This is a genomic window from Nocardia sp. CA-119907, assembly GCF_050955995.1.
In the GTDB taxonomy this organism is placed as follows: Bacteria; Actinomycetota; Actinomycetes; order Mycobacteriales; family Mycobacteriaceae; genus Nocardia.
The window spans coordinates 3,377,430-3,401,569 of record NZ_CP192091.1; the positions used below are offsets into that span (position 1 = coordinate 3,377,430).

The 24,140-nt window shown below is 66.9% G+C and carries 19 protein-coding genes; 8 read left to right on the forward strand and 11 right to left on the reverse strand.

Annotated elements, in window-relative coordinates; genetic code table 11:
* Window positions 1-5: 5 nt before the first annotated feature.
* On the forward strand, window positions 6-1,013 hold the full coding sequence (locus ACQP2D_RS14975; protein ID WP_433684297.1) for a malate dehydrogenase: 1,008 nt from the start codon (window positions 6-8) through the stop codon (window positions 1,011-1,013).
* 235 nt (window positions 1,014-1,248) lie between these two features.
* On the opposite strand, the gene ACQP2D_RS14980 is transcribed toward ACQP2D_RS14975, so the two are convergent.
* Window positions 1,249-1,644: a hypothetical protein gene (locus tag ACQP2D_RS14980; protein ID WP_433684298.1), complete on the reverse strand. Its 396-nt coding sequence runs from the start codon at window positions 1,642-1,644 to the stop codon at window positions 1,249-1,251.
* Window positions 1,645-1,702: 58 nt separating this feature from the next.
* Between ACQP2D_RS14980 and ACQP2D_RS14985 the strand changes: the two genes are divergently transcribed.
* A complete protein-coding gene (locus tag ACQP2D_RS14985) occupies window positions 1,703-2,149 on the forward strand; it encodes a MarR family winged helix-turn-helix transcriptional regulator (protein WP_433684299.1) in 447 nt (148 codons plus the stop codon).
* Between the two features lie 6 nt (window positions 2,150-2,155).
* Here the strand turns inward: ACQP2D_RS14985 and ACQP2D_RS14990 are convergent, their stop codons facing one another.
* From ACQP2D_RS14990 to ACQP2D_RS15005, 4 genes are all read right to left on the reverse strand, one after another.
* A complete protein-coding gene (locus ACQP2D_RS14990; RefSeq protein WP_433684300.1) occupies window positions 2,156-3,235 on the reverse strand; it encodes a 2-oxoacid:ferredoxin oxidoreductase subunit beta in 1,080 nt (359 codons plus the stop codon).
* Complete coding sequence (locus ACQP2D_RS14995) at window positions 3,235-5,178, reverse strand: 2-oxoacid:acceptor oxidoreductase subunit alpha (protein ID WP_433684301.1); 1,944 nt, start codon at window positions 5,176-5,178, stop codon at window positions 3,235-3,237. Before ACQP2D_RS14995 ends, ACQP2D_RS14990 begins: the two co-directional genes overlap by 1 nt.
* 83 nt (window positions 5,179-5,261) lie before the next feature.
* Window positions 5,262-6,278: an Rv2578c family radical SAM protein gene (locus ACQP2D_RS15000; RefSeq protein ID WP_433684302.1), complete on the reverse strand. Its 1,017-nt coding sequence runs from the start codon at window positions 6,276-6,278 to the stop codon at window positions 5,262-5,264.
* Window positions 6,279-6,309: 31 nt separating this feature from the next.
* Window positions 6,310-7,314 carry an NAD-dependent epimerase/dehydratase family protein gene (locus ACQP2D_RS15005; RefSeq protein ID WP_433684303.1) on the reverse strand — a complete coding sequence of 335 codons (1,005 nt, stop codon included), beginning with the start codon at window positions 7,312-7,314 and terminating at the stop codon, window positions 6,310-6,312.
* A gap of 246 nt (window positions 7,315-7,560) precedes the next feature.
* Here ACQP2D_RS15005 and ACQP2D_RS15010 point away from each other — a divergent pair, with 246 nt between their 5' ends.
* Both ACQP2D_RS15010 and ACQP2D_RS15015 read left to right on the forward strand, forming a co-directional pair.
* Window positions 7,561-7,890, forward strand: a complete 330-nt coding sequence (locus ACQP2D_RS15010; RefSeq protein WP_433684304.1) for a type VII secretion target — start codon at window positions 7,561-7,563, stop codon at window positions 7,888-7,890.
* Window positions 7,887-9,494: a hypothetical protein gene (locus ACQP2D_RS15015; protein WP_433684305.1), complete on the forward strand. Its 1,608-nt coding sequence runs from the start codon at window positions 7,887-7,889 to the stop codon at window positions 9,492-9,494. The genes ACQP2D_RS15010 and ACQP2D_RS15015 overlap by 4 nt, the downstream gene beginning before the upstream one ends.
* A 281-nt stretch (window positions 9,495-9,775) precedes the next feature.
* Here the strand turns inward: ACQP2D_RS15015 and ACQP2D_RS15020 are convergent, their stop codons facing one another.
* Window positions 9,776-10,315, reverse strand: a complete 540-nt coding sequence (locus tag ACQP2D_RS15020) for a hypothetical protein (protein WP_433684306.1) — start codon at window positions 10,313-10,315, stop codon at window positions 9,776-9,778.
* A 127-nt stretch (window positions 10,316-10,442) separates the two neighbouring features.
* Window positions 10,443-11,366: a KPN_02809 family neutral zinc metallopeptidase gene (ypfJ, locus tag ACQP2D_RS15025; protein ID WP_433684307.1), complete on the reverse strand. Its 924-nt coding sequence runs from the start codon at window positions 11,364-11,366 to the stop codon at window positions 10,443-10,445.
* Window positions 11,367-11,583: 217 nt separating this feature from the next.
* Here ypfJ and aspS point away from each other — a divergent pair, with 217 nt between their 5' ends.
* Window positions 11,584-13,386, forward strand: a complete 1,803-nt coding sequence (aspS, locus tag ACQP2D_RS15030; RefSeq protein WP_433684308.1) for an aspartate--tRNA ligase — start codon at window positions 11,584-11,586, stop codon at window positions 13,384-13,386.
* A 248-nt stretch (window positions 13,387-13,634) separates the two neighbouring features.
* Here aspS and ACQP2D_RS15035 read toward each other — a convergent pair whose 3' ends face one another.
* Window positions 13,635-14,318: a hypothetical protein gene (locus ACQP2D_RS15035; protein ID WP_433684309.1), complete on the reverse strand. Its 684-nt coding sequence runs from the start codon at window positions 14,316-14,318 to the stop codon at window positions 13,635-13,637.
* 742 nt (window positions 14,319-15,060) lie between these two features.
* Here ACQP2D_RS15035 and ACQP2D_RS15040 point away from each other — a divergent pair.
* Window positions 15,061-16,230, forward strand: a complete 1,170-nt coding sequence (locus ACQP2D_RS15040) for a phosphotransferase family protein (protein ID WP_433684310.1) — start codon at window positions 15,061-15,063, stop codon at window positions 16,228-16,230.
* An 18-nt stretch (window positions 16,231-16,248) separates the two neighbouring features.
* Here the strand turns inward: ACQP2D_RS15040 and ACQP2D_RS15045 are convergent, their stop codons facing one another.
* The 3 genes from ACQP2D_RS15045 to ACQP2D_RS15055 all read right to left on the reverse strand — a co-directional run bounded on the left by ACQP2D_RS15045 (window position 16,249) and on the right by ACQP2D_RS15055 (window position 19,832).
* Window positions 16,249-17,517, reverse strand: a complete 1,269-nt coding sequence (locus ACQP2D_RS15045; RefSeq protein WP_433684311.1) for an RNA polymerase sigma factor — start codon at window positions 17,515-17,517, stop codon at window positions 16,249-16,251.
* 18 nt (window positions 17,518-17,535) lie between these two features.
* On the reverse strand, window positions 17,536-17,883 hold the full coding sequence (locus ACQP2D_RS15050; RefSeq protein WP_433684312.1) for a YciI family protein: 348 nt from the start codon (window positions 17,881-17,883) through the stop codon (window positions 17,536-17,538).
* Between the two features lie 281 nt (window positions 17,884-18,164).
* A complete protein-coding gene (locus tag ACQP2D_RS15055) occupies window positions 18,165-19,832 on the reverse strand; it encodes an alkaline phosphatase D family protein (RefSeq protein ID WP_433684313.1) in 1,668 nt (555 codons plus the stop codon).
* A 154-nt stretch (window positions 19,833-19,986) separates the two neighbouring features.
* Between ACQP2D_RS15055 and ACQP2D_RS15060 the strand changes: the two genes are divergently transcribed.
* The gene (locus ACQP2D_RS15060) at window positions 19,987-21,333 is read left to right on the forward strand and encodes a replication-associated recombination protein A (protein WP_433684314.1); all 1,347 of its coding nucleotides are present in this window, start codon (window positions 19,987-19,989) and stop codon (window positions 21,331-21,333) included.
* 113 nt (window positions 21,334-21,446) lie between these two features.
* Window positions 21,447-24,113, forward strand: a complete 2,667-nt coding sequence (gene alaS, locus ACQP2D_RS15065) for an alanine--tRNA ligase (RefSeq protein WP_433684315.1) — start codon at window positions 21,447-21,449, stop codon at window positions 24,111-24,113.
* The last annotated feature ends 27 nt before the right edge of the window (window positions 24,114-24,140 follow it).

Consider the following 24,140-nt stretch of genomic DNA (forward strand, 5'->3'; position numbering starts at 1 on the left):
TCGTCGTGAGCACCGCCGCTCGGACCGCGCCCGTGACCGTCGCCGTGACCGGGGGTGCGGGGCAGATCGCCTACGGTCTGCTGTTCCGGATCGCGTCCGGGGCCATGCTCGGGTCCGATACACCGGTGCGGCTGCGCCTGCTCGAGATCCCGGCCGCGGTCGCATCGCTGGAGGGTGTGGCGATGGAACTCGAGGACGGCGCCTTCCCGCTGCTGGAGTCGATCGATATCAGTGACGACCCGTGGGTCGGGTTCGCCGGGGCGAATGTCGCGCTGCTGGTCGGCGCGCGGCCGCGCACCGCGGGGATGGAGCGCTCGGATCTGCTGGCCGCCAACGGCCCGATCTTCACCGAGCAGGGGCAGGCCATCAACGCCAGCGCCGCCGACGACGTCAAGGTACTCGTGGTCGGAAATCCGGCCAATACCAACGCTTTCATCGCGATGAGCAATGCCCCCGATGTGCCCGCCGAACGCTTCACCGCCATGACGCGGCTCGACCACAATCGCGCCATCGCCCAACTCGCCAAGAAGACCGGCACGCCTACCGCCGATATCGCCCGCGTCACCATCTGGGGTAACCACTCCGCGACTCAGTACCCGGATATCACTCAGGCCACCATCGCCGGCCGCCCTGCCCTCGACATGGTCGACGAGAGCTGGCTGAGCGAGTACTTCATCCCCACCGTCCAACAGCGCGGTACCGCCATTATCCGGGCCCGTGGCGCATCCTCGGCCGCCAGCGCGGCCAGCGCCGCCATCGACCACATCCACGACTGGTCGCTCGGCACCCGCGCAGACGACTGGACCTCCATGGCCATCCCTTCCGACGGCTCCTACGGCATCCCCGAAGGCCTCATCACCTCATTCCCCGTCACCTGCGCTGACGGCGCATACTCGGTCGTCCAGGGCCTCGATATCGACGACTTCTCCCGCACCCGCATCGAGGCCAGCGTCGCCGAACTCGAACAAGAACGCGATGCGGTCATCGACCTGGGGTTCGCCAAGCGCGCCTGATCGTCGACACCTGGTCCGGACGATCGCTCACAGCTCCGACCTGGCTGCCACGTAGGCGGCGTCCCGGCTCGGCCCGAATCGTCCGACTTGCGAAGTGTCGTGGCGGGTAAGGATCCCCGGTTCATTAGGAATGCTCTTCGGCCGCGGGGGTGTTCCAGAAGCTGCACGGTTGAGCTTTTACTGACGAGTCGATCGCGTATCTCGTCCTGTGCGCGTGTCTGCGCCGTCTCACGGCTCAGGCGGTGGCTGCGGCGCCGCGATTTCTGCCGAGGGCCAACTGGCCGGCAGTTGCCAAATGAATGAACGCGAGCACGGTGCCGCCGACCATCATGCCCGGAACCCCCTGAGCGGCGCCTATGGCGACATCGCCGAGTTGGACCGCTCCGGAAACGATCAGCAGTGGTAGCAGACCGCGCTTGTGGCGGCTGGTCAGGCTGAACAGTAGGGCGGCGCCGAGTGGGATGGCACGGGCGGCATAGGCCTGGGCGTACATATCGACGCCGGGGGAGTCCGCGCCGCCGGTTACGACGAGGGTGGGGTCGATGAGAGCCGCGGTGCTGAATGCCATGGCGACACCCGCACCGATTGCGTTGACGATGATCGCGGACTTGGTGAGCTTCTCGGTCTGCATCTTTCACTCCAAGAATCGTTCATAGTCTGAATGGTTCTGGATCAGTATTATGCGGCGCATGAAGAACGTCAAGGCGGAAAATCTGCCGGAGACCGTCACCTTCCGGCTCGGGCTGCTCGGCGCGTTCCTGACGGACCGCTTCAGTACCCGCGTGGCGGATCTCGGTCTCAAGCCGAAACATGCCGGAATGCTGAATGTCCTCGCGGCCAACGGTCCCGCGTCGCAGATGGAGATGGCGCAGATCTTGCGCGTCGCGCCGAGCCTGGTCGTCACTCTGGCCGACCACTTGGAATCCCTGGGCGCCATCGATCGACTGCGCGATCCGGAGGATCGCCGCCGTCAGATCCTGAGTCTGACCTCCCACGGACGCGCGCTACTGCGCAAATGCCTCGAAGCGGCACATGCGATCGACGCCGAGACGACCGCGGATCTCAGCGCCGTCGAGCGCGCCGCATTCCATCGAACCCTCGGCGCGCTCGCGGATCGGCTGGGACTGCCGAACTAGTCCCCGCTAGTCGACGGTCCAGGTTTCCGGACCATTGAGCAGGGTTTGCAGCGAATCCGCCTGTACCGGTTTGCGTTCCCGCGCCGCTGTGGTCTGGGTGCGGACCGCATCGTCGTAGGTGGGCCTGGTGACATTGCGGAAGATGCCGGTCACCACATGGCCGAGATCCTGGTCGGACAGACGCGAGAGGGCGTAGGCGTACTCCGGATTGTCGGCGTAGGCGTCGTGCACGATGATGTCGGACTCCTCGACCTCGTCGGCGCGGGCCACCGCGAGCCCGAAACCGTCTCGGACCACGGCGAATTCACCGTCGGCGCCGAAGCGGATCGGTTGGCCGTCGTGCAGCGGAATGAGGCGGGATTCGGCGTCGCCCTTGCGCAGCACATCGAAGGAGCCGTCGTTGAAGATCGGGCAGTCCTGCAGGATCTCCACGAATGCGGTGCCGCGGTGTTCGGCGGCCGCGCGCAGCACCTCGGTGAGGCCGGCGCGATCGGAATCCAGTGCGCGGGCGGCGAAGCTGGCCTCGGCGCCGAGCGCGACCGACAGGGTGTTGAACGGGTGGTCGACCGAGCCCATCGGCGTCGACTTGGTGATCTTGCCCTGTTCCGAGGTGGGGGAGTACTGGCCCTTGGTGAGTCCGTAGATCCGATTGTTGAACAGCAGGATCGTCATATTCACATTGCGGCGCAGTGCGTGGATCAGATGGTTGCCGCCGATCGACAGCGCGTCACCGTCACCGGTCACCACCCACACCGACAGATCCGGCCGGGTCACCGCGAGCCCGGTCGCGATGGCGGGCGCCCGGCCGTGGATGGAGTGGATACCGTAGGCCTCGAGGTAATACGGGAACCGGCTCGAGCAGCCGATCCCGGAGACGAACATCAGGTTCTCCCTGCGCAATCCGAGTTCGGCGAGGAAGCCGCGCACGGTCGCCAGGATCACATAGTCGCCGCAGCCGGGGCACCAGCGCACCTCCTGATCGGAGGTGAAGTCCTTGACCTTTTGTGGCCCGTCGGCCGCGGGGACACCGGAGACCCCGGTGAGACCGAGATCGGTTCCGATGAGCGAGGTTTCGACGATGGTCATCAGTTACCCCCAGTCGAGTACGTGGCCCGCGCCCGCGCCGCGAAGGCCTTATCGTTTTCCATCTCCTCGATCGACCCGTCCAGTGCGGCATCGATCACCCCGACGAGTTCCTGCGCGGAGAACGCCGTACCCGCGATCTTCGTCCACGGCTGCACATCCACCAGGTACTTCGCCCGCAGCAGCATGGCCAGCTGGCCGCCGTTCATCTCCGGCGCCACCACCGTGCGATAGCGGCGCAGTACGTCACCGAGGTTGGCGGGCAATGGATTCAGATATCGCAGGTGCGCCTGGGCGACCGGGACGCCGCGGCGGCGGGCGCGGCGACAGGCCTCGCCGATCGGTCCGTAGGAGCTGCCCCAGCCGATCAGCAGCAGTTCGGCACGCCCATCCGGATCGTCGACCTCGAGCTCGGGAACGGCGATGCCATCGATCTTGGCCTGCCGTAGGCGCACCATCAGCTCGTGGTTGGCGGGCTCATAGGAGATATTGCCGCTGCCGTCGGCCTTCTCCAGTCCACCGATCCGATGCGCGCGGCCCGCGGTGCCCGGCACCGCGAGCGGCCTGGCGAGCGTCTCCGGATCACGGGCATAGGGCTGGAACGACGTCCCTTCCTCGGCGTGCGGCTCGAAGCGCGGATCGATCGGTGCCAAGTCGCTGACCCGCGGAATCGACCATGGCTCAGAACCATTGGCGATCGAGCCGTCCGAGAGCAACAGCACCGGTGTGCGATAGGTGAGTGCGATGCGGGCCGCCTCCACCGCGGCGGCGAAGCAGTCGGCGGGGGAACGTGGCGCGAGCACCGCGACCGGCGACTCCCCATTGCGTCCATACAGCGCTTGCAGCAGATCGGCCTGTTCGGTCTTGGTCGGCAGTCCGGTGGACGGACCGCCGCGCTGTACATCGACGATCAGCAGCGGCAGTTCCGTCATCACCGCGAGTCCGATCGTCTCGCTCTTGAGTGCGAGTCCGGGACCGGAGGTGCTGGTGACCCCCAGCGCGCCGCCGAGCGAAGCACCCAGCGCCGCGCCGATACCCGCGATCTCGTCCTCGGCCTGGAAGGTGGTGACGTCGAAGTTCTTGTGCTTGCTCAACTCGTGCAGGATGTCGGAGGCGGGCGTGATCGGATAGGTGCCGAGAAAGACCGGCAATCCGGACAGCTGACCTGCGGTGACGAGGCCGTAGGCGAGCGCGGTATTGCCGGTGATCTGGCGGTAGGTGCCCGGCGGCAGCTTGGCCGGGGATACCTCGAAGGTGGTGGCGAAGCTTTCGGTGGTCTCGCCATAGTTCCAGCCCGCGCGGAAGGCCAGCAGATTCGCCTCGGCGATATCGGGCTTCGCGGCGAACTTCTCGCGCAGGAAGCGCTCGGTGCCACCGATCGGGCGGCCGTACATCCAGGACAGCAGGCCGAGCGCGAACATATTCTTGGCGCGCTGGCCGTCCTTTTTGCCGACACCGGTCGGTTCGGTCGCGGCGAGGGTGAGTGAGGTCATCGGGACGCGGTGCACCACGAAATCGCTCAGCGTGTCATCGTCGAGCGGATCCGTCGCGTAGCCGACCTTGCCGAGATTGCGCTTGGTGAATTCGTCGGTGTTCACGATGACGGTGGCGCCGCGCGGCAGGTCCTCCAGATTCGACTTCAGCGCGGCCGGGTTCATTACCACCAGCACATCGGGCTGGTCACCAGCGGTGAGGATGTCGTAGTCGGCGATCTGGATCTGGAAGGACGAGACGCCGGGTAGCGTGCCCTGCGGCGCCCGGATTTCGGCCGGAAAGTTGGGCTGGGTGGCCAGGTCGTTGCCGAATGCGGCCGCCTCGTGTGTGAAGCGGTCACCAGTGAGCTGCATTCCGTCGCCGGAGTCCCCGGCGAACCGAATTACAACCTTTTCCAATTTCGCTGTGCCGACATCATTTTGGTCCGCGCCGATCCGATGATGTGGGGACATGTGCCTGCTTCACTTCCTCGTCCGATGGGAGGTGCCATTGGCCAACCTACTCCGCCGTGTGCGGGATTTGCTTGTGAAATGCTTTACGCGAAGAGCGCCAGCTGCGTGTCGTTCGGAACCGGTGCCGTGGCCTGGGTCTCGGGTTCCGGGGTGTGTTCGCGGATGAGGCCGTGCTGTTGTAGCAGCGGCTGCACCCGCTCGCGTAGCCAGGAGCCGTACTCCGGTGTCACATAGGCGCCCCGGCCATAAAGCTGGCGATAGCGGCGCAGCAGCGCGGGATGGTGCTCGGCCAGCCAGCTCAGAAACCAGCCGCGGGTGGCGCCGCGCAGGTGCATCGGGAACGCGACCACCGAAACCGCCCCGGCCTCGGCGATCGCGCCGAACAGCGCGTCCAGATGAGCGCGGCTGTCGGTGAGATACGGAATCACCGGCGCGACCATGACATTTACCTCGAACCCGGCATCGGCGAGCGCTCGCACCATCTCCAGCCGTGCCTTCGGAGCCGGGGTGCCCGACTCGAGGCTGTGGTGCAGATCGATGTCGAGGATCGCGATGGAGACCGCGATGCTCACCCGGACCTGCTCGGCCGCCGCGGTGAGCAGTGGTAGATCCCGGCGCAGCAGAGTGCCCTTGGTGAGGATGGAGAATGGCGTCCCGGAATCGGTCAGTGCGCGAATGATGCCGGGCATCAACCGATATCGACCCTCGGCACGTTGATACGGATCGGTATTGGTGCCGAGTGCGACTGGTTCCCGATGCCAGGAGCGGCGGCCGAGTTCCTTGCGCAGTACCGCGGCGATATTGGTCTTCACCACGATCTGCGAATCGAAATCCCGGCCGGCGTCCAGATCGAGATACTCGTGGGTGGGGCGCGCGAAACAGTAACGGCAGGCATGCGAACAACCGCGCATCGGATTGATCGTCCAATGGAACGGCAGGTTCGACGCCTCGGGCATTTTGTTCAACGCGCTCTTGCACAGCACCTCGTGGAACGTGATGCCCTCGAATTCGGGGGTCTGTACGGTGCGCACGAAACCCGCCCGGCCTAGGCCGGGCAGGGCGCCGTCGTCGGCATCCAGGGTTTGGCTTTGCCACCGCACCCTCTCAGTCGAACATGTGTTCTAAACAGTGTCAAGCGATCTGTCGGGTGTTGGACTCGGTGAGCTGCTGCGGGTCGGTGAAGAAGGTGACCAGATCACGCACGGTCTCCTCGATGGGCCGTGGCTGATAGCCGATTTCGCGTTCGGCCTTGCCGTGATCGACGACCGGGGCCGAGACCAGCGCGCCGAGCGCGGCCTTCGAGACGATATCGGTCTTGAAGAGTTTGCCGATCGGCTCGAGTGCCGGGATCAGGCCGTGGACGACCTTGGGGGAGATCGAGAACTTCGGCCCCTTCTTGCCGCCGCAGGCCGCCGCCGTGCGGCACAGGTCGAGCATGGAGATCATCGAGCCGCCGAGCAGGTAGTTCTCGCCGGTCTTGCCGCGCTCCCCGGCCAGGATCAGGCCCTTGGCGACATCGCGCACGTCGACCAGATCGAAGCCGCCGCCGATCATCGCGGGCACCCGGCCGCGGGCCGCGTCCTTGAGCGTGCGGTTGATCCTGGACAGCGGGGTGCTGTAGTCGAGCGGGCCGAACACGCCGGTGGGATTGCAGATGACCGCGTCGAGGCCCTTGTCGATGACCTTGCGCAACTCGACCTCGCCCGCCCACTTGGACCGGTCGTACACGGGCAGGCTCGGATCGGTGGAGCGCACCGAGGACTCGTCGATGCGGCCGCCGCAGGTGTACTGGTTGAAGGCGTGGATGGAGCTGGCGTGCACCATCCGGCGCACGCCGAGGTCGAGTGCGGCCTCGGCGACGACGCGCACACCCTCGGTATTGACCTTCCAGGCCAGGTCGTGCTGCTCGGCCAGGGTGATCACCGCGACCAGGTGGTAGACGATCTCCGCGCCCGCGAGGACGGTGCGCATGGATTCGGGATCGAGCACATTGCCGCTGACCCAGGTGACGTTCGGGTCCGTCCGCTGCTCCGGAACGATGCGATCGATTGCCGTGACCTCATGTCCTCGTTCGACCAGCAGGCTGAGCAGATTCGTGCCAAGGTACCCGGCTGCGCCGGTCACTGCGACCTTCATGTGATCGAGAATATAGAACTTGTTCTAATTTGCAACACGTTCCAGTTCCTTTCCGGTGGCCGCGTTGGGCTCGAAAGATGCCGTTGGGGTCCGCTATATTGGGCGCAACCGCAGCGGCGCTGGTATCAACTCGCGGCTGCGCAGGGGCCCGATCACGGCTCAGCTGCCGGTCCGGGCAGGGAGTGACGTTGATCGACGCTATGAGTACTGAACTGCAGTTCAAAAGGATATGGGGGGTGCAACTCGATGGCTGATCTCTCGGTGGAGACCGATGCGGTTCGAGCCTTCGCTACCACGAACGCCGGGGTGGCCAGCGAGATCGCGGGGGCGGGCAATTTCGACGCGGTGCAGAACGTCGCCGCGCTCACGCCGGTATTCGGTTTGATCGGCGCCGACTATCTGTTGGCCTTCGCCGCGGCGCAGGTATTGCAGGCCAAGGACATCAACGATCTCTCGGCCAAGTACGACAAGCTGTCGAAGTCGGCGTTCACCGCGGCCGGTGCGTTCGATACCACCGATTCCAGCAACGCCGGCGTATTGAACGCGATTGCGAACCAGGTCGGAGGCGGGGCATGAAGCCGATGGATACCGGCGTGATCGCACCCGACGGCCAGAGCGTGGCGATCGAAGAGGCCGTGATCGCGACACAGAACACCGCGGTCGATGCACTGCAGAATGTGGGGCAGGGGTTGAGCGATCTGTCGCTGCCGCAGTTGCCCGCGGATCTGCCGCCGATCGAGGCGCCCGAATTCGTGCTCGCACGCAAGATCACCGAGGACTCGCCGCAGCTGGGCACCATGCCAGCAGGATTGTCGGGACTGAACGGCAATGCGACGCCGGATGCCAGCGCGATCTTGTCCGGCGCGGTGCCGCCGGACGTATCGCAGGCACTCACCGATGCGCATACCGCGATCAGCCATGCGGCGGCGCCGGTGGTCCAAGCGGCGCAGAGCGTGGCGCAGCAGGCGCAGAGCGCGGTGAGCAGCGCGCTCGGCGGGGCGAGCACCCAGGGAGCGGCGGCGAGCGCGGCGGCCACCGACATTCCTACCGATCCGGTCGCGGCGCTGATGCAGGGGCTATCGATTCCCGGGATTCCCGGCATCGACACCTTGTTCCAGCCGATTCTCCAACTGCTCAGCAGCTTCGGCACCGGCGTTATCGGCGCGTTCGACCCGACCGCGATTCTCAGTCAGTCCTCGAAGATCATCGACGCGGCCGTGAGCGTGGGCAAGGGTGGTCTGCAGACCGTCGAGCAGCTGTGGGAGGGCCAGTCCTCGCGCGAGGCGCAGGCCGCGAGCAAGACGGCACAGACCCAGGGGCAGGACACCAGCCAGCGCGGTATCGATATCTCCGAACTCACCCAGCGGGCCGCCGCGGTGGTGCAGCAGGGCAATGCACAGTTGCTCGGGATCGCAAGCGAATTCGCCACGCAGGCCACCGCGCTCGTGCCGGTGGCGCTGACCCCGCCCGGTCAGGCCGCGCTGATCGCGACGGCGACCGAACATCTGGGGTCGGCCGTCGCGGTCGCCAATGCCACCCGGGGTGACCTGGCCGGGAAGACGGCCGAACTGACCGGTCTGGTGAACCAGCTGCTCGGGACCAGCGGTCTGCCCGCCCCGCAGGAGGTCGCGCAGGCGGTCATGCAGAACATCGGTGAGCCGATCCTGGAGCAGGCGCAGTCGATCGCATCGGACACCTCGACCAATGCCGCCAGCCTGTTGGACGGATCGAGCACCTCCAGTTCACCGAGTACGGCCACCACGACGGCATCGACCAGCACCGGACACACCACCACGGGCACGCCGAGCATCACCGGCATCGGGAGCCGGTCCGGATCGTCGAGTGGATCGGGTTCGCCGTCGACACAGAAGGTGACCGGCACCCCGGGCAGCACCGTGTCGCCCATCAGCCGGGTCTCGGGTGTGTCGGGCACGTCGTTCGGCACCGGCACATCGACCAGCTCCGCCAGCACGGGCAACTCCTTCATGGGTGGTAGCCCCGGCGCCACCGGGCAGCGCGGTGCCAACGACGACGAGCACTCACGCACCGTCGAGCCCTACCAGAGCCGCACCGGCAATGACGACCTCACCGGCCCTCTCGGGGAGTCCACCCCCGATGTCATCGGTGCGACCCATCCCGACGAGCTGGTCAGCTCGGATTACGAACAGGACCAGTTCTAACCCCAACCACCACAACGGTTCTGACAGTGCCCCGCCCGGTTTCCGGCCGGGGTGCTGTCGTTGCGGCGTTCCTATCCCTCCGGGTCCCCGTTGTCGGGATTCCACCCGGTATGGGGTCTCTCTGCTGACTCGAAATCCGAGTGTGGAGACCCGCCGACGAGTCTGCTGCGTCCGCGCAACCCGAAACCCCATTGGGGTGCGGCCGCATAGATCTCGGGGCCGAAGACCGCGACCCCAGCCCTGGTGTGGGGAGGGGCGCGCGGCGCTCGGAGCTGGTGGATTCAGTGGTCCTGGCTGAAGGCGTCGAGGAGCTTGCGGTAGAGATCGGTGAAGCGTTTGCGGTTGTCCTGCTGGTCAGTGGTCAGGCCCTGGGTCGCCTCCGGGGCGTACATGAGCACATGGACGTCCTGGTCGGGTGGGGCGGGCATGAGGTCGATGATCTGCAAGCCCTGGTCGTCATCGCTCGGCATGCCGAGATCGAGGGCCGCGAGTGCTCTGGTTTCCGCCAGTGCGGCAGTCAGGACGTCGGTGGAAATGGTGCCGGTGAGCCGCTGTGGTGAGACGTCGGCGGCCCGGGTGGGCGTGGCGGCGTCGGGTTGGTGGACGGCGCGGCCATCGGCGTAGATCTGCAGCATCGGGCGCAGGTCGACCCGCTCGGACCAGCCGCTCGGAATGGTCGTCAGCGTCAACAACGCGGTGGCGGGCAAGGGGGCCTGGACCGGCGCGGGCGGTGGCGCGTCGATGGCCGGTTGGGCCGAGGCGATGCCCCAGCTACCGGCGAGTGCCACGACCAGAACCAGCAGTGCCGACTTCGTTCGCATGAAATCCCCATCTACGGTGTGCAACAGGCCAATTGCTCTGGATGATCGAGCCGGATGCCCTCGATCATCGCAGTGCGCGGGCCCGAATCGGTGCCCACGCGCGGTGGTGTCGCAAAATTCCTCTGGATCAGCGCAGGCCCGACGGATTGGTCAGATCTGGCGCCGAGTACGTATCGCATGCCTGGACCTGGCCGGTCTTATATCCGGTGAGGAACCACTTCTGCCGCTGCTCCGAGGAGCCGTGGGTCCAGGCCTCCGGATTGACCCGCCCCTGGGCGGCGCGCTGGATCCGGTCGTCGCCGACCGCGGAGGCGGCGGAGAGGGCATCGCGGATGTCGTTGTCGGACAGGGGTTTCAGAAACGGCTGGTCGCTGCCGGGGGCGTTCTGCTTATCCGCGAAGTGGGCCCAGATGCCCGCGTAGCAGTCGGCCTGGAGTTCGGTGCGCACCGCGCCCGACTCGGGTCCGCGCGGATCCCGCTGGGCCCGGCCGATATCGCCGAGCAGGTTCTGGATGTGGTGGCCGATCTCGTGCGCCACCACGTACTCCTGGGCGAGCGGGCCGCCGCTGGACCCGAAGCGGTCGACCAGCTCCTGGAAGAAGCTGGTGTCGAAGTAGGCGGTCCGGTCGGCGGGGCAGTAGAACGGGCCGACCGCGCTGGTCGCATTGCCGCAGCCGGTCGAGACGGCGCCGGAGAACAGCACCAGCTTCGGCTTCGAATACTTCTTACCGGTCTGCTGCGGCAGTTGCGCCGCCCACACCGCGTCGAGGCTCTGTGCGGTGGCCACCACCCGGCAGTCGACGTACCTATTGGCGTCCGCTCCGGTCTTGCAGTGCGCGGGCGTGCCAGCGGTCCCGGGCTGCACAGTGCTGCTCTCGGTGCCGTTCAGCTGTCCGAGCAGCGACCCGGGATCGCCGCCCAACAGCAGGCCCAGCACCAGCAGGATCAGACCGCCCGCGCCACCGCCCAGCGCCAGCTTGCCGCCCATCCCCGGTCCACCACCGGAGGAAGCGCGATCCGGGTCGATCTGGAGGCCTTCGTTGAAGGTCATCTGCTTCGCTTTCTGAGTTGGATTTGCAGCGCCTGCGGCGGTGGGCACGGAAGCCGTGATGCTCGGATTCGGCCCGGGAGAGGCCGCCGCAACCGTGTCGCTATACAGCTTCGCACGGGTGGCGGCGATATCGGTTTCCAGTTGGGGAATGTGTCTCACTACGATGGACGCGCACCGGGTTCGCCCTTCCGGTGTCACATTCGTCGAAAGGAATCCTGTGCTGCGCACCCACTTGGCTGGTTCGCTGCGAAGCGAGCACGCCGGTCAGACCGTCACCCTCACCGGCTGGGTGGCCCGGCGTCGTGACCACGGTGGCGTGATCTTCATCGATCTGCGCGATGCGTCGGGTGTGGCGCAGGCGGTGTTCCGCGAGGGTGAGCCCGCCGAACAGGCGCACAAACTGCGCGCCGAGTATTGCGTGCTGGTCACCGGTGTCGTCGAGCGGCGGCCCGACGGCAATGAGAACCCGGAGTTGCCGACCGGTTCGATCGAGGTCAACGTCACCCAGCTCGAGGTACTCAACGAGGCCGCACCGCTGCCGTTCCAGCTCGACGAGCAGCCCGGTGAAGAGGCCCGACTGAAGTACCGCTACCTCGATCTGCGTCGCGAGGCGCCCGGTAAGGCCATTCGGCTGCGGTCCAAGGTCAACGCCGCCGCCCGCGCGGTATTGGCCCAGCACGAGTTCGTCGAGGTCGAGACCCCGACGATGACGCGCTCGACTCCCGAGGGCGCCCGCGACTTCCTGGTGCCCGCACGCCTGCAGCCGGGCAGCTTCTACGCGCTGCCGCAGAGCCCGCAGCTGTTCAAGCAGCTGCTGATGGTCGCCGGCGTCGAGCGGTACTACCAGATCGCGCGCTGCTACCGCGACGAGGACTTCCGCGCCGACCGTCAGCCCGAATTCACGCAGCTCGACCTCGAGATGAGCTTCGTGCGCCAGGAGGATGTGATCCTCGTCGCCGAGGAGATCCTGGAGGCGCTGTGGCGGCTGGTCGGCTACGAGATCCCCTTCCCGATTCCGCATATGACCTATGCCGAGGCGATGCGTCGCTTCGGTACCGATAAGCCGGACCTGCGTTTCGGCGTCGAGATCACCGAATGCGCCGAATACTTCAAGGACACCCCGTTCCGGGTATTCCAGGCGGAGTACGTCGGCGCGGTCGTCATGCCGGGCGGTGCGAGCCAGCCGCGGCGTCAGCTCGACGCCTGGCAGGAGTGGGCCAAGCAGCGCGGCGCCAAGGGTTTGGCGTATGTGCTGGTGCAGGAGGACGGCACGCTCGGCGGTCCGGTCGCCAAGAACCTCAGCGAATCCGAGCGCGAGGGCTTGGCCAAACATGTCGGCGCGGTGCCCGGTGACTGTGTGTTCTTCGCCGCCGGTCCGGCCAAGGCGCAGCGTGCGCTGCTCGGTGCGGCGCGCGGCGAGATCGCGCGCAAATGCGGTCTGATCGATGAGAACGCCTGGGCGTTCGTGTGGATCGTGGATGCGCCGATGTTCGAGCCAACCGCCGACGCGACCGCGAGTGGTGATGTGGCACTTGGCTATTCGGCGTGGACGGCGGTACACCACGCGTTCACCTCGCCCAAGCCGGAATCGATCGACACCTTCGATACCGACCCGGGTTCGGCCCTGGCCTATGCCTACGACATCGTCTGCAACGGCAATGAGATCGGTGGCGGCAGCATCCGTATCCATCGCCGCGATGTCCAGGAGCGCGTCTTCAAGGTGATGGGCATCGGGCACGAGGAGGCCCAGGAGAAGTTCGGCTTCCTGCTCGACGCGTTCTCCTACGGCGCGCCGCCGCACGGCGGTATCGCATTCGGCTGGGACCGGATCACCGCGCTGCTGGCCGGTATGGATTCGATCCGCGAGGTCATCGCCTTCCCGAAGACCGGCGGCGGTGTCGATCCGCTGACCGACGCACCCGCACCGATCACCGCGCAGCAGCGCAAGGAAGCGGGTCTGGACGTCAAGCCGGAGCAGAAGAAGGACGGCGCGGCGAAGGGCCCGGCCACAGCGGAGTAGGTCTTACGTTCTCCGGCTTACCGCGGTGAGCGACCGGGGCAGCGTCGCATCGGTCGCTCACCGTGAACCTGGCGGACATCCTTACGCCGGGGTGCTCGTGCATCGCCCGCGCGCTGGCAGCCAGTGGCCGATCGCGCAGTTCCAGACGTGGCTGTGGACGCCGTCGTTGTCCTCGAAGTGACCGCCAATTCTGTTGCGGGGCCAAGGTTCCGCAAGCGCTGGGCGCGGGTGCGCCCAGCGCCGCAGGACTAGGAGGCGGACAGGGTGCCGCCGGTGAGTGCCCGGTAGGCGTAGGTGACCGCGATCGTGCACACCGGTCCGGCGACCAGCAGGCCGAAACCGCACAGCAGCGTGGCGACAAAGGTGATCACCAGGACCGCAAGGGCGAGTAGCAGCACCTGCCCGATATTGCCGATGACCAGGGTGGCGCTGGACTTGATCGCGGCGAACGGGCCCTGTTCCTGATCGACGACGAAATGCAGTGCGAACATGCACAGGAACCCAGCGATCAGGCCGGGCACGAAGCACAGTGCCGCGCCGATCCAGGTGAGTGCGAAGGCCAGTAGGGCTGTCAAGAGGACATTGCCCGCGTTCACGAAATGAAAGTAGGACGCGAAAGTCGGTTTGTTGCCGTCGGTTTCATAGAGGGCACCGCGGATCATGGCGGCCTGCAGCAGCCAGATCGCGACCATCACCGCCAAGAAGATCAGCAACAGGCTGAACAGCGAATTCGGTTGGACCACCTGGACGATGAGCACGAAGGCGAGGTAGATGATCACGCCGAGTGCCGTGACCGCCAGCCAGGGACCGAAATTCGCGCGGAACTTCTCCCAGCCGTAGCTCAGTGCATTGCCGACGTCGAGGCTGATCGGGACGCCGGGGGCGGATTGGTAGCCGTAGGTCGGTGCGTCGGGGTGGAAGTCGGGTGGCATTGCGCCGGGAGGCATTGTGCCGGGTTGCGTTGCGCCGGGAGGCATTGCGCCGGGTTGCGGTGCGCCGGGTGGCATTGCGCCGGGTGGCATTGCGCCGGGTTGCGGTGCGCCTGGTGGCATTGCGACAGGAGGTACGGCGCCAGGAGGTACTGCGCCGGGCTTGTCCAAGCTGGGAGCCCCACCGGTCGGTGTGGGGCCGGTCGGCATTGCACCTGGCGGCATCGTTCCCGGCGCTGGTGCGGGGCCGGTTCCCGGCGGACCGTAGCTGGGCTGCCCTGATTGCGTGGGCGCACCAACCGGCGTTGGCGACTGCGCCGGTTCACTGCCGTATTGCGCCGGCCCGGGCCCCTCGAACTGTGGGTACCCGGCGGGTCCCGCCATCTCGTGTCTGCTATGTTCGGTGCTCGGTTCCGTCGGTTGCGGGTTCGGACTTTCGTGCTGCCCCGGTCGCGCAGCGAACTGTTCGCCAGCGCTGTCCTCGGGCGCGCCGCCGCTGTGCTCGGGCGAGCCAGTTGGTTCGTTCGGGTGGGGCGACGGGGTGTCGGCCATTATCTGCAGACCTTTCGACGCAACTGGTTTGCGGTGTGGCGCACGGCAGTTGACGATGAGAAAACCGGACAGCCGCAATGGTGTCAAGCAAGCAGCGCCCCGTCCGCAACCTTGACGCAGACACGCCGAACGACGCGGAAAGGTTGTGTAACCGCTCGCTAGAAGTGACCCGGTGCGAGTAGCTTGAGTAGCGATGACCGCACTATTGGCCGAACGCGCCGCCGAAGTCGTGTCCGCAGCACAACAGTTGCTCACAAAGCGAATGGGTGCTCCGGTAAAGCTGAGCGATCCGATGGAACTCAGCGGTAGTGGTAGGACGACGGTCCTACGCGTGCGCGTTTCGGAGAACGCCTTCTCCCTACCCCGGACGCTCATCGTCAAGCAGGTGCGCGGATCCGCGGCGGACCGCACGACGGGTGGTCTGGCACCCGGTGTCGCCAGCATCGATTCCGCATTCCTGCGCGAGGCCGTGTCCTATCAGTTCACCACCGCGCTCAGCCGCGAGCAGCGGCCCGGCGCATACCTGATCGCGCACAGCCTTCCGGATCGGCTGCTCGTGCTGAGCGATCTCGGTGACAACTCCCGGATGACGCAGGTGCTGCAATCCGGTGCGGAACCGGTGACGCGCAATGGGTTGATGGCATTCGCGCAGGCGCTGGGTCGGATGCATGCGGCGACCGTCGGGCGCGAAGCCGATTTCGTCGCACTGCTGCGCCGGGTGGATGTGGTGCATCGGGTCGACGGCATCGCGCAACAGGCCGAGGCCGCGATCTCCGAGGTGCCCGGTATGCTGCAGCGTGAACTCGGCATCGAGGTGCCCGGCGAGATCGCCGAGCGGATCGTCCGGGGCAATCGGCTGTTCTCCGCCGGTCGCTTCCGTGCGTTCAGCCCGTCCGATCTGTGTCCCGACAACGTGATCCTCAATGAGGAGGGCGCGCGCTTCTTGGACTACGAATGGGGCGGCTACCGCGATGCCACCCTCGATATCGCCTATGCCCTGGTCTCCTGCCCCGGTTGCCTCTGCGACTTCGAACTGTCCCGCGAACGGGCCAAGCAGATGGTGGAGGCGTGGCGCGCGGAGGTCGTCGGCGTCTGGCCCGCACTGGCCGATGACGCCGTGCTCGCCGAACGAATCCTGGAGGCCCGCCTCATCTGGGTGTGGCTGACCACCTACTGGTTCCTGCCCGCGGACCACACCCGCATCGCCTCCGCCCGTGAGCACGGCCTGTCCGTGCCGCGCTCGGAAGCCCTGATCAACCGCTGGGCCGCGCTGGCGGAGGACGCGCGCTGCACCGGCGACGACGCGGTCGGTGATTTCGCCGAAGATGTGTCGGCGATGCTCGAAGAGCGTTGGGCGGAATAGGGTTTCGCGCTCGTCGGTTCAGGGGTTGAGTTCGGCGAGGCGGGATTCCAGATAGGCTCGTTCTACCGTGTTTTCGGTCAGGAACAGGGCTGATTCGTAGGCTCGGGCAGCTTCGGTGGTGCGGCCCAGTTGGGTGAGGAAGGCGGCGCGGGAGGCCTCCAGGTAGCCGTAGGTGGCCAGGGCCGGTTCGCTGGCGAGTGCGTCGAGTAGGGCGAGCCCACGTGCGGGGTTACCGGAAAGGCCCACGGCCACAGCGTAATTGAGGCGGGCGACCGGTGCGGGCCAGATGCGCAGCAGTAGCGCGTAGAGGCCGGTGATCTCGCGCCAGTCGGTCTGTTCCCAGGAGGGGGACTCATCGTGTACGGCGGCGATGGCGGCCTGCAGGGTATATCGATCGGTATGTGGCAGAGCGCTTTTCACCAAGGCGACGCCTTCGGCAACGGCCGCTCGGTCCCAGCGCGACCGGTCCTGGTGTTCGAGGGTGCAGAGTCGGCCGTCGGCGTCCAGCCGAGCGGCACGCCGCGCGTCGGTCAGCAGGATCAGGGCGAGTAGGCCGGTCACGGACGGGTCGTCGGGGACCAGCGTGTGCATCATGCGCGCGACCTGGAGTGCTCGTTCGACGAGATCGGGACGGACCAGCGTATCGCCCGACGGGGCCGTGTGACCGGTGGTGAACAGCAGGTGGATGACCGCGCAGATGGCATCGAGCCGGCCGGGAAGTTCGCGAACCGAGGGCACCCGGTAGGGAATGCGCGCCACCGCGATCTTCTTCTTGGCGCGGGTGATTCGGGCCGCCATGGTCGATTCGCTGGTGAGGAAGGCACGGGCGACCTCGGCGGTGGTGACGCCGCAGACGAGGCGCAGGGTCAGCGCCACCTGGGCTTCGCGGGCAAGGGCGGGGTGACAGCAGGTGCTGATCAAGCGCAGCCGGTCGTCGGGGATGGCGGCGGCGGAATCGAGTTCGGCGAGTGCCAGATCGGCGGTGTCGTCTTCGGTCTGGTCGGTGATCAGTTCGGGCAGGGTGCGTCGCATGGTCGAATCGCGGCGCAGCAGATCCAGGCCGCGCCGTCGGGCGACGGTGGTGAGCCACGCGCCGGGCTTGGCGGGGACGCCGTGTCGGGACCACTCGGTGAGTGCGCGCGTATAGGCGTCCTGAACGCATTCCTCGGCGAGATCGAAGTCGCGGACGAGCCGCACCGTCGCGGCGAGCACGAAGGCCCATTCGCGACGGTGCGCTTGCTCGACGGCCGCGGCGGCGCGGTCGGCCGCATCGGTGTCGATCGGCATCGGATCAGTCGAAGGTGATCAGTCGAAGGTCATGATCGGCCGCACCTCGACGCCGCCGAAACGGGCGGGTACCTGCTTGGCCAGTGCGATCGCGGCGTCCAGATCGGCGGCCTCGATCAGGTAGTAGCCGCCGAGGGCCTCCTTGGCCTCGGCGAACGGCGCGTCGGTCACGGTGAAATCGCCATTGTCGTTCTGACGGATCGAGGTGGCGGTGGGGGTGGGCTGCAGTGCGTTGCCGCCCTTGACCGCATCGCCCGCGATCTCCTGGAAGGCCACGTGCGCCTGGTAGACCTCGCCCATGACCTGCTCCGATGCGCCCGCGTATGCGCCCTCGTCCTCGTAAATCAGCACCAAGTACTGGCTCATGATCTCGCTCCTTCGGGTTCCGGCGACCCGCCGATCGGGCCGTCGTATTCGTTCCGACGAGCGAGCTCGACGGAAATCGACAACCTGTCGCGAGAAATTCTGCTCCCGAAATGTGTCGGGCGTATCGAAAGCGCTGACGCCGGTTCGTGGGGGCTCGGCACGTGCCCGGCCTGCTCGAGCCCGGCGAGCGGCGACCTGGTCGGCGCAGCGAAGAGCGGTCGTCCGTGCATCTGGCGACCTTTCGCGCGAAATTACGCGCTCAGGCCGATCGAGGCCAGACGCTACTGGGCCACCGGTCCCGGGCGCGGCTCGACCCGGCCGCCGGACCGCACGGCGAACGAAGCGCCATGGCGGACACCGGAATTCGGATCGGCGATATCGGCGACATAGAACCAGTCCATTTGGGCCTGGGCCGGGGTGACCTCCAGGACGCCGTACCCGCGCGATTCCATCTCGACGTACCGCAGATGCCGGTTGACGCCCTTGACGGATTCCTCGACCGGCACCGCGACCGTGCGCGGAGGGGCTTTGAGCAGTTCGCCCAGGCTCGACGAAGTGACCGACGGGACGACGAATTCCGCGCCGACGGTCGGTCCGGCCGGATAGTTCGCCGGATCGACGGGCAGGTCGGCGGCCCAGGAGGAGTGGATATCGCCGGTCAGGAAGACGACGTCGCCGATCTGCTGGTCGATGATCGACTGGAACAGCGTGCGGCGGTCCGCGGTGTAGCCGTCCCACTGGTCGCCATTGGCCGGAATCCCGGATTGCGGCACACCCATCATGGTCGTGATGGCCTGGGTGGTGGCCGGTTCCAGCGGCGGGAATACCAGCGGCGCGATCATCACCGAATTGCCGACGAGCTTCCACTGCGCCGGTGCGGACGCCAAACCGCTGGTGAGCCAATCCATTTGGGCCTTGCCGGTAATGGTGCGCGCCGGATTGTCGACCTCGCGCCAGCCTGCGCCCGGTTTGACTTCCTGATCGCGATAGCTGCGTAGGTCGAGCATGGACAGCTCGGCCAAATCGCCGAAACGCAGTCTCCGATAGATCTGGACGTCGGCACCCGAGCTGGTCGCGCGGACCGGCATCCATTCGAGATATGCGCGGGCGGAGGCGGCACGACGGGACTGCCAGTCGCCCTCGGTGGCCGGATCGTGGTTGTTGGCACCGCCGGACCAGGCGTTATCGGCGAACTCGTGGTCGTCCCAGGTGCAGATGAACGGCACTCGCGCATGCAATGCACGCAGGTCAGGATCGGTTTTGTACTGCGCGTGCCGAATCCGATAGTCGGCCAGCGTGACGATCTCGTTGGCGGGTTCGTGCGAGCGAACCGCGCCGGTGCGACCGCCGTATTTGCCGCGTCCATATTCGTAGATGTAGTCGCCGAGGTGCACGATCGCGTCCAGGTCGGTGCGGTTCGCGAGGCGCCGGTAGGCGCCGAAGTATCCGGCCTCCCAGTTCGAACACGACACCACGCCGAAGCGCAGCCGGTCGACCTGTGTCGAGGTGGCCGGGGCGGTGCGGGTCCGGCCGATCGGGGAGTGCACGCCGAATGCGGTGAAGCGGTAGAAATAGCCGCTGCCGGGCTGCAGGTCGGTCACATCGATCTTGACCGTGTGATCGGATTCGGCTGTGGCCGTGGCGATTCCGGATGCGGTGACGGAGGTGAAGCGTTCGTCGGCGGCGATCTCCCAGCGCACCGCCGCCGCTGCGCCGACGCCGGAGCCGGGCGTCGCGTCATCGGAGACCGTGACGCGGGTCCAGATGATCACCCCGTTCGGCAGTGGATCGCCGGAAGCGACGCCGTGGCGGAATACCGGCCCCTCCGCTCGCGCGGGCGCGGTGGTCAACAGCGCGGTGGCGGTCGCCGCGGCCCCGCCCTTCAGCAGGGTGCGTCGAGCGAACGGCCCGAGGGGCAAAGAATCTGGAACGACGACGTTTTCGGCCACGAATGTCGATCACAGCTGATCCATGTGCCACAGGCAAATCGGGACCGTTCCCGTACCGCTCGGTCTCCGCCGGTGGATGGCGACGACGGTGCCGCACCGACGCCTGCGCCCACACTGCGGGGAAGTGTCGGTCCCGCTCGGTAACGTGCTGGGTGTGAGCGACGGCTTATTCGACGTGCCCGGTGACGATGCGCCGACGGGGCACTCCATCGACAGTGTCGTGCGCCGCGATGCCGGTGCGCCGCTCGCGGTGCGGATGCGGCCAGCGACATTGGACGAGGTGGTCGGGCAACAGCATCTGCTCGGGCCCGGATCGCCGCTGCGGCGATTGATCGAGGGTTCGGGCGCGGCGTCGGTGTTGCTGTACGGACCGCCCGGAACCGGCAAGACGACGCTGGCCTCGCTGATCTCGCAGGCCACCGGCCGCCGCTTCGAAGCGCTGTCGGCATTGTCGGCGGGGGTCAAGGAGGTGCGCGCGGTCATCGATGTGGCCCGCCGTCGCCTCAGCGTCGGGGAACAGACCGTGCTGTTCATCGATGAGGTGCACCGCTTCTCCAAGACCCAGCAGGACGCACTGCTCGCCGCGGTGGAGAACCGGATCGTGCTGCTGGTCGGCGCGACGACCGAGAATCCGTCGTTCTCGGTGGTATCGCCGCTGCTGTCGCGCTCGCTGGTATTGCAACTGCAATCGCTCACCGCGGTCGATATCCGGGCCGTGCTCGATCGCGCACTGGTGGATCCGCGTGGCTACGACGGGGCGTACACGGTGACCGAGGCCGCGCTGGAGCACATCGTGCGGATCGCGGGCGGTGACGCGCGCCGGGCATTGACCGCCTTGGAGGCGTCGGCGGAATCCTCACTGGACGGCACCGTCGACGTGGATCTCGTCGAAGCCAGCGTGGACAAGGCCGCGGTCCGCTACGACCGCGCGGGCGATCAGCACTACGACGTGGTGAGCGCGTTCATCAAATCCATTCGCGGCTCGGATGTCGATGCGGCCTTGCACTATCTGGCCCGGATGCTCAGTGCGGGGGAGGACCCCCGCTTCATCGCCCGCCGCCTGGTGATCTCGGCCAGCGAGGATATCGGCATGGCCGATCCGATGGCGCTGCAGACGGCGGTCGCGGCCGCGCACGTCGTCCAGCTCATCGGTATGCCCGAGGCTCAACTGACCTTGACCCACGCGACGATCCACCTGGCCACCGCCCCGAAATCCGGTGCGGTCCCGGCCGCCCTCGGCGCCGCCCTCGCCGATATCTCGGCGGGCAAGGCGGGTGCGGTACCCCCGCACCTGCGCGATGGCCACTACGCCGGAGCCGCCGCCCTCGGCAATGCCAAGGGCTACAAATACCCGCACGACGATCCGGACGGCGTACTGGCCCAGCAGTATCCACCCGACGAAATCGTCGGCCGCGACTACTACACCCCGACCGACCACGGCGTAGAACGCGATATCCAACGCCGGGTCGAGAAGCTGCGCCGAATCGTTCGCGGACGCTGACCGCGAATTCCCGGCCATCAGCGCGGCGGCGACCCCGGGACCGGGTCGACGGTGGCGGCACCAACCCCGGTCGCTGAAAAAACGGATGCGGGACACCGGTAGGCTGGATATCTGTGCAGACCCACGAGATCCGACGGCGATTCCTGGACCATTTCGTCCGTGCCGGACACACCGAGGTGCCCAGTGCCTCGCTGATCCTGGCCGACCCGACCCTGCTGTTCGTCAACGCGGGCATGGTTCAGTTCAAGCCGTACTTCTTGGGCCAGGAGGCGCCGCCCTTCCCGCGCGCGACCAGTGTGCAGAAATGCGTCCGCACCGGCGATATCGAAGAGGTCGGTGTCACCACGCGGCACAACACCTTCTTCCAGATGGCGGGCAACTTCTCCTTCGGTGACTACTTCAAGGAGGGTGCCATCACCCTCGCCTGGGAGTTGATCACCAACTCGCAGGAGGACGGCGGCTACGGCTTCGATCCCGAGCGGATCTGGGTGACCGCCTACGAATCCGATCCGGAGGCCGCCGAGATCTGGCACCGGGTCGCGGGTATCCCGAAGGAGCGGATCCAGTTCCGCGACGGCAAGGACAACTACTGGGATATGGGCGTGCCCGGTCCCGGCGGACCGTGTTCGGAGATCTACTACGACCGCGGCCCCGAATACGGCAAGGACGGCGGTCCGGTCGCCGACGAGGATCGCTACCTGGAGATCTGGAACCTGGTCTTCATGCAGGACATCCGCGGCGAGCAGAGCCCCAAGCTGGGCCACCCGCCGATCGGATCGCTGCCCAAGAAGAATATCGATACCGGCATGGGCGTCGAGCGGATCGCGCTGCTGCTGCAGGGCGTCGACAACGTCTACGAGACCGATCTGCTGCGCCCGATCATCGATAAGGCCGAAGAGCTGACCGGCCGGTCCTACGGCGTCGAACACGAGGACGACCGGCGCTTCCGCGTCATCGCCGACCACGCGCGCACCTCGGCCATGCTGATCGCCGATGGCGTCAACCCGGGTAATGAGGGCCGCGGCTATGTGCTGCGCCGCCTGTTGCGCCGGATCGTGCGCTCGGCCCGGCTGCTGGGTGCGGAGAAGCCGGTGATCGGCGAGTTCATGAAGGTCGTCAGCGAGTTGATGTCGCCGTCGTATCCGGAACTGGCCACCGACTTCGCGCGGATCGAGAACGTCGCGGTGGGTGAGGAGGCGGCGTTCCTCAAAACACTCAACACCGGCTCCCGGTTGTTCGCCGAGGCCGTCGACGAGGTCGCGGCCGCGGGCGGTAAGACGATTCCGGGTTCGGACGCCTTCAAACTGCACGACACCTACGGCTTCCCGATCGAGCTGACCCTGGAGATGGCGGCCGAGGCGGGACTGTCGGTGGACGAGGAGGGCTTCCGCTCGCTCATGGCCGAGCAGCGGAAGATGGCCAAGGAGGATGCGCAGGCGCGCAAGCACGGACACGCCGACCTGACCATCTACAAGGAACTGGTCGACCGTGGCGCGACGGAATTCACCGGCTTCGACGAGCTGACCTCCGAGGCGCATGTGCTCGCGCTGATCGCCGACGGCGTCCGGGTACCGACCGCGACCATCGGTCAGGACGTCGAGGTCATCCTGGACCGCAGCCCGCTCTACGCGGAGTCCGGCGGTCAGATCGCCGATCGCGGCACCATTACCGCCCAGGGGCTCAAGCTGCGCGTCAACGATGTGCAGAAGATCGCCAAGAAGCTGTGGGTGCACAAGACCACTGTCGAGCAGGGGCAGATCACCGAGGGCGATATCGTCCTCGCGCAAGCGGATCCGGCCTGGCGGCGCGGTGCCACCCAGGGCCACTCCGGCACGCATATGGTGCACGCCGCGCTGCGGCAGGTGCTCGGCCCGAACGCCGTGCAGGCCGGTTCGATGAACAAGCCGGGCTATCTGCGTTTCGACTTCAACTGGCAGGGGCAGCTCTCCGAACAGCAGAAGGCCGATATCGAGGCCGTCTCCAATGACGCGGTGGGCGCCGACTTCCCGGTGAACACCTTCGTCACCGATCTGCCCAAGGCCAAGCAGATGGGCGCGCTGGCGCTGTTCGGCGAGAACTACGGCGACGAGGTGCGTGTCGTCGAGATCGGCGGACCGTTCTCGATGGAGCTGTGCGGTGGTACGCACGTACAGCATTCCTCCCAGATCGGCCCGATCACCGTGCTCGGCGAATCCGCCATCGGTTCCGGCAAGCGACGGGTGGAGGCCTTCGTCGGCCTGGACTCCTACCAGTACCTGGCCAAGGAGCGCGCGCTGCTGGCCGGTGTCGCGTCCTCGCTGAAGGTGCCCTCGGAGGAGGTACCGGCGCGTGTCGAGCAGCTCGTGGAGCGGCTGAAGGTGGCCGAGAAGGAACTCGAGCGCACCAAGATCGCCGCGGTGCTCGCCTCGGCCGGCAAGTTCGTGGACGAGGCCGAACGGGTCGGCAGTGTGCTCTTGGTGGCCGCCGCCGCGCCCGAGGGCGTCGCCGCTGGCGACCTGCGCACCCTGGCGACCGATATCCGTGGCCGGTTCGGCAGCCACCCGGCGGTGGTGGTGCTGCTCGGCAATGCCGACGGCAAGGTGCCGTTCGTGGTGACGGTCAATAAGAGCGCGCAGGACCTCGGCTTCAAGGCCGGTGATCTGGTCGCCAGCTTCGGCCCGAGTATCGCGGGTCGCGGCGGCGGCAAGCCGGAGATGGCGCAGGGCGCCGGTTCGGATCCCGCGGGTATCGAAGTCGGCTTGGCCGCGATCCGTGCCCGGGTGGCCGAACTGGCCGGGTGATGGGGGACTCGGAGAGTCATCATTCGT

What these genes read in the sequence shown, in the direction of transcription:
- ACQP2D_RS14980 (WP_433684298.1), bottom strand. Translation starts at nt 1,644, where the DNA reads ATGCAGACCGAGAAGCTCACCAAGTCCGCGATCATCGTCAACGCAATC.
- ACQP2D_RS14985 (WP_433684299.1), top strand. Translation starts at nt 1,703, where the DNA reads ATGAAGAACGTCAAGGCGGAAAATCTGCCGGAGACCGTCACCTTCCGG.
- ACQP2D_RS14990 (WP_433684300.1), bottom strand. Translation starts at nt 3,235, where the DNA reads ATGACCATCGTCGAAACCTCGCTCATCGGAACCGATCTCGGTCTCACC.
- ACQP2D_RS14995 (WP_433684301.1), bottom strand. Translation starts at nt 5,178, where the DNA reads ATGTCCCCACATCATCGGATCGGCGCGGACCAAAATGATGTCGGCACA.
- ACQP2D_RS15005 (WP_433684303.1), bottom strand. Translation starts at nt 7,314, where the DNA reads ATGAAGGTCGCAGTGACCGGCGCAGCCGGGTACCTTGGCACGAATCTG.
- ACQP2D_RS15010 (WP_433684304.1), top strand. Translation starts at nt 7,561, where the DNA reads ATGGCTGATCTCTCGGTGGAGACCGATGCGGTTCGAGCCTTCGCTACC.
- ACQP2D_RS15015 (WP_433684305.1), top strand. Translation starts at nt 7,887, where the DNA reads ATGAAGCCGATGGATACCGGCGTGATCGCACCCGACGGCCAGAGCGTG.
- ACQP2D_RS15020 (WP_433684306.1), bottom strand. Translation starts at nt 10,315, where the DNA reads ATGCGAACGAAGTCGGCACTGCTGGTTCTGGTCGTGGCACTCGCCGGT.
- ypfJ (WP_433684307.1), bottom strand. Translation starts at nt 11,366, where the DNA reads ATGACCTTCAACGAAGGCCTCCAGATCGACCCGGATCGCGCTTCCTCC.
- ACQP2D_RS15035 (WP_433684309.1), bottom strand. Translation starts at nt 14,318, where the DNA reads ATGCCACCCGACTTCCACCCCGACGCACCGACCTACGGCTACCAATCC.
- ACQP2D_RS15040 (WP_433684310.1), top strand. Translation starts at nt 15,061, where the DNA reads ATGACCGCACTATTGGCCGAACGCGCCGCCGAAGTCGTGTCCGCAGCA.
- ACQP2D_RS15045 (WP_433684311.1), bottom strand. Translation starts at nt 17,517, where the DNA reads ATGCCGATCGACACCGATGCGGCCGACCGCGCCGCCGCGGCCGTCGAG.
- ACQP2D_RS15050 (WP_433684312.1), bottom strand. Translation starts at nt 17,883, where the DNA reads ATGAGCCAGTACTTGGTGCTGATTTACGAGGACGAGGGCGCATACGCG.